The organism is Actinosynnema sp. (assembly GCF_052038725.1).
The window spans coordinates 1-4,317 of sequence record NZ_JBQGCX010001230.1 but is presented as its reverse complement, the minus strand read 5'-3'; the positions used below and the strand labels follow the sequence as shown (position 1 = coordinate 4,317).

Genomic DNA, 4,317 nt, shown 5'->3' with positions numbered 1-4,317 from the left:
CCCCGCAGCCGGCCACCTGAGCTGGTGCCCGTGGTCGTCATCGCGCTGGTCCGGTCGTTCACGCCGCCGGACGTCCTCCGCGCGCCCGCAGCCCGCTCCCGCGCACCCGCCCCCACCGGTCCGCCGTCACCGGAACGGACTGGTCTGAACGGGTGGACCTGGGCCGCCGCGCCGCACGCGCGTCCACCCTCCCGAGCGCGGAGACGTTCTCCCCAGTCGCGGTCACGCCGCCCGCTCACCGGCCCACCGCCCCGCACCCACACCGCTCCGGCCCGTCCTCACCGCGCGCCGAACAACGGGGGCGGACCACCGGCAAACCGGTAAAACCACGGGTGCCCGCCGCCTCCGGTCGCCACAATGACCGCAGGACGACCGCAGGGAGGTGGACGCCGTGAACTGGGAGAAGATCGGCGCCGTGGCCGGGGTCGCCAGCGCCGCGCTCGCCATCGTCGGACTGGTCGTCGCGCTGATCGCCTGGCTGGCGCCGCAGTCGCCGGACGCCACCCCGTCCGCGACCACCGGCGGAACCGCGCCCGACACCTCGGCCGCGCGGGACATCGGCCTGCCCTCGGCCACGAGCGGCACCGGCACGACCGCGCAGGCCGCGTTCACCGAGGTCTACCGGGACAGGGAGCTGGTGCTCCCCGCCGGGGCGCTGGGCGTCCGGACCTTCGTTGACCTCGACAAGCCGTCCGTCCGCTCCGCGGGCGCGCCCGCCCCCGACGCCCTGGAGAAGTCCGCCGAGTTCAACCACACCGACACCGACGAGTTCAGCACCACGCTGGCCGACGACCGGGCCGCGGTCGGGTTCGCCGGGGGCGCCGCGACGCCCGAGCAGTGCTCGGACGCCGCGACCACCAGCCCGATCTCCCGCCAGGAGAAGGTCGGCCCCGGAACGAAGGTCGACGTCGGCGCGCGGCTCTGCGCGGTGACCGGTGAGGGTGCCGTGGCGCTCGTCGTGGTCGCGGCACTCGGCCCGGAAACCGTGTTCAGCCGCTCGGTCACCCTCCGCGCGACCCTGTGGAGGCGCTAGCCCTCAAAGCGGGTGGTGGTCTGCTTTGAGCTTGGGTTGTGGTTCGCAGGCACGAGTTGACCGATGAGCAGTGGCAGGCCGTCGGGTGATCAACGGGATGCTGTTCAAGGCCAAGACCGGAGTCGCCTGGCGTGACCTGCCCGAACGGTATGGGCCTTGGAAGACGGTCCACAACCGGTTCTGGCGCTGGTCGCGCGCGACGGCACCCTCACCGCGCTCGTGGCGGGGGTTCGCGTCATGGCCGAGGCGATCGACGAGTTCGACCGCGAGGTGTCGGTCGTTTCCGGCATCGTGCGGGCCCATCAGCACGCCGCCGGTGCCCGCCGCACGAGCGTGATCGCGTCCCGCACGGGGGGTGGTCGGGTCGTGCGGCGGGCACAGTGAACCAGGTGGTCATGCCATCGGCCGTGCCAGAGGTGGACCCACCATCCAGAGGTGGACCCACCATCAAGATCCATCTGGCCTGCGACGGCCACGGCCTGCCCTGTCGATCGTCCTGACCGGCGGCAACGTCAACGACTGCACCGTGTTCACCCAGGTCATGGCCGGTGTCCGGTTCGACCTGCCGGGACCGGGACGACCGACGACCAGGCCGGGGCGGGTGATCGCGGACAAGGGCTACTCCAGTCGCGCCATCCGCTCCTACCTGCGCCGGCGCCGCATCCCCGCCACGATTCCGGGACGTCATGACCAGCAGGCCAATCGGCGTCGCCGAGGCCGGGCCAGCGGACGCCCACCGGCCTTCGACCCCACCGCCTACAAACGCCGCAACGTGGTCGAACGCTGCTTCAACCGGCTCAAGCAGTTCCGCGCCATCGCCACCCGCTTCGACAAGACCGCCACCTCATACCGAGGCATGATCGACCTGGCCACCCTGCTCACCTGGCTTTAAGGATATGCCCTAACCCTCACGCCACCGCGTGGAAGGTCACGGTGAACCCGGCGCACTGGCGGCACTGCCGCACCAGCTGGTTGCCGGGCTCCGTGTCGTGCTTCGACCACGCGTACGCCTTGGCGCACCGGGCGGAGAGCGCGTTGCTGTAGGCGGTCCTCGCGTCCCGGTTCGGGTTGGTGCACAGCATCGGCCTGCCGTCCGCCCACTTGGTCAGGTTCGCGGGCGGGCAGTGCGGCAGCAGGTTCTCCGGGCAGCCCACCGACGTGCACTCGGTGGAACCCGGTGGGGTCACCCCGTTCCGCGCCTCGATCGTGATCGGCAGCGAGAACGCGTTGACGTAGCTGACGTTGTACCAGGGCGCCAGCCCGTCCTCGCGGTCGAAGTTGAACTCCGCCAGGCTCGCCGGCTGCTCGCCGAGCGTGCACCGGTCCGCCACCGGCCCGCAGTCGGCGACCTCGCAGCGGAACGTGCTGCCGGACGCGCCGGTGCAGGCCTGGCGGGCGAAGAACTTGCCGCGCCAGTGGTTCGGCGCGGCCGACTCGGGGATCGTGATCGTCGCCGACTGGCCGTTCTGCAAGGTCGGCAACCCGGTCAGCGCCTTCGAGCCGTCGGCGTTGACGGTGCTGCCGATCCACGCGGTCCGGCCGGACCGGTTGACGAACGTGACGGTGTGATCGGCGGCGGCGGTCGCCACCGGGGTGGCGGCCGTGAGCGCCCCCAACGCCGCGACGACCGCGGTCATCGCGCACAGCAGTCTGCGCATCGCTTGCTCCACAGGCGTTTCGCGGTTGCTCAGGGCAGGTTCCGGTAGGCGGCCCCGGACGTGTTCGCCGTCGTCCCGTCGTACAGCCCGGTCGGGCTCGTGCGCGTCGACAGCGAGAACCAGGCGAACCGCTCCACGAAGCCCAACCCGTTGAGCATCGCCCCGGAGCGGCTGATGAAGTCGGCCTGCTGCGCCTGACCGGGGTAGCGCGGCTGCGACCCGGTGAAGTCGATCAACCCGTACTCGGTGAGCCAGATCGGCTTGCGGTACCGGTTGTGCACCGCTTGCAGGTACCCCTGCAGGTGTCCGACCGCCGCGCTGGAGAAGTGGTGCCGCGACCACGCGATGGCGCGGGAGCCGCGGGTGGTGGCGGAGGTGGCCACCGGCGAGCCGCGCGCCCCCGACACGGAAACGCGCCACCGGCTCCGTGCCGATGACGGCGAAGTGGTGCGGTACCGCCGCGTGCGCCTTCGCTGCGGCGACCACGTCGTTTCCGAGGCGGAGAACTGGTATCTGCCCGGGCGGCTGACGCCCGACATGAACCGGGCGCTGGAGACCAGCGACACGCCATTCGGACGCGTGGTGGCGCCGCTGGAGCCGTATCGCCAGACGTTCTCCGCCCGGCTGCTCTGGTCGCCGCTGGCCGAGGGGTGGGAGCGTTCGCCCTACTCCCTGTCACCATGCCTGAGCCTGGGTCCGCTCGCCATTCCCGCCGCGCTCTTCGAGCATCGCGCCATCGTGCACGGCCGCGACGGCCGGCCCATCGCCGAGGTCCACGAGGTGTATCAGGGCGCGCTGCTCGCGTTCTCTCCACCCGGTCCCTGCTGAGACAACGCCTCGCCACATCGCGGCGGAGGGCGACCGGGTCCGTAGCCTCACCGCGCCTCCGTCCCTACCTTGTGGCGCCGCGGCTGCCGTCCCCATCGCGCTTCGCATCCCCTTCCCCGCTCACGTCATGACACACCCCTGCCTCCGCGCGCGGCCGTAGCCATGCAGGCGGATTCCACGCACCCGGGGCTGGCGCGCGCGCAGGCACTGCTCGACATCCGCCGCTATGCCCTGGCGGAACGCGAGCTCCGCCGTGCGCTGGGCGACGAGCCGGAGAACGCCACGCTGCACGCCTATCTGGCGCTGTGCCTGGCGGAGGACCCCGCCCGCGCCGGCGAGGCGATGGAAGAGGCGCTCTGGGCCACGGCGCACGATCCGGTGCTGCCGATGGGCTGGTACGTGCTGTCGCTGGTGCAGGCGCGGCAGAGGCAGCCGTTCGAGGCGGAAAAGACGGCGCGGATCGCGCTGGGATTGGCGCCGGAGCTGCCGCCGCTGCTGCTGCACCTGGCCCGGCTGATGATGGCGCGCGAGCGCTACCGCGACGGGCTGGAGTTCGCCGAGCGCGCGCTGGCGGTCACCCCGCACGACGCCGACGCGCTGATGACCGCCGGTTCGCTGCGCTCGCTAATGGGCCGCCACGCGGAGGCGAAGGCGGACTTCGACCGCGCGCTGACGCTGGCGCCGGACGACCACGCGGTGCAGGCGAACGCCGGCTGGGCCGCCCTGCGCCGGGGTGACCAGGGCGCGGCGCTGCACCACTTTCGCGCGTCGCTGCGGCGGGAGCCGGGGGAGCAGAAC

The 4,317-nt window shown here is 72.3% G+C and carries 7 protein-coding genes and 1 pseudogene; 6 read left to right on the top strand and 2 right to left on the bottom strand.

The genetic code is table 11. The annotated features are described in order from the left end of the window. Positions 1-391 precede the first annotated feature (391 nt). From ACTUAL_RS25845 to ACTUAL_RS25830, 4 genes and pseudogenes are all read left to right on the top strand, one after another. A complete protein-coding gene (locus tag ACTUAL_RS25845) occupies positions 392-1,033 on the top strand; it encodes a hypothetical protein (protein ID WP_440902072.1) in 642 nt (213 codons plus the stop codon). 97 nt (positions 1,034-1,130) lie between these two features. Then, positions 1,131-1,175: pseudogene (locus ACTUAL_RS25840) on the top strand (hypothetical protein); the annotation flags it as partial. Positions 1,176-1,189: 14 nt separating this feature from the next. Then, positions 1,190-1,417 (top strand): hypothetical protein, encoded by a 228-nt coding sequence (locus ACTUAL_RS25835; RefSeq protein WP_440902073.1) that lies wholly within the window; start codon positions 1,190-1,192, stop codon positions 1,415-1,417. Beyond that, positions 1,389-1,925 (top strand): IS5 family transposase, encoded by a 537-nt coding sequence (locus ACTUAL_RS25830; protein ID WP_440902071.1) that lies wholly within the window; start codon positions 1,389-1,391, stop codon positions 1,923-1,925. The genes ACTUAL_RS25835 and ACTUAL_RS25830 overlap by 29 nt, the downstream gene beginning before the upstream one ends. Before the next feature lie 16 nt (positions 1,926-1,941). Here ACTUAL_RS25830 and ACTUAL_RS25825 read toward each other — a convergent pair whose 3' ends face one another. Both ACTUAL_RS25825 and ACTUAL_RS25820 read right to left on the bottom strand, forming a co-directional pair. Continuing rightward, positions 1,942-2,691 (bottom strand): thaumatin family protein, encoded by a 750-nt coding sequence (locus tag ACTUAL_RS25825; protein WP_440902070.1) that lies wholly within the window; start codon positions 2,689-2,691, stop codon positions 1,942-1,944. 29 nt (positions 2,692-2,720) lie between these two features. After that, positions 2,721-3,074: a glycosyl hydrolase gene (locus ACTUAL_RS25820; protein ID WP_440902069.1), complete on the bottom strand. Its 354-nt coding sequence runs from the start codon at positions 3,072-3,074 to the stop codon at positions 2,721-2,723. Here ACTUAL_RS25820 and ACTUAL_RS25815 point away from each other — a divergent pair. Together ACTUAL_RS25815 and ACTUAL_RS25810 are read left to right on the top strand one after the other, a co-directional pair. Continuing rightward, entirely contained in the window at positions 3,067-3,519 is a 453-nt protein-coding gene (locus ACTUAL_RS25815; protein WP_440902068.1) for a hypothetical protein, read from the top strand. The genes ACTUAL_RS25820 and ACTUAL_RS25815 overlap by 8 nt on opposite strands. 162 nt (positions 3,520-3,681) lie before the next feature. After that, the coding region (locus ACTUAL_RS25810) for a tetratricopeptide repeat protein (protein ID WP_440902067.1) at positions 3,682-4,317 on the top strand (636 nt) is incomplete at its 3' end.

Excerpts from the sequence above, each read along its gene's own strand:
- ACTUAL_RS25825 (WP_440902070.1), bottom strand. The coding sequence starts at position 2,691 with ATGCGCAGACTGCTGTGCGCGATGACCGCGGTCGTCGCGGCGTTGGGG.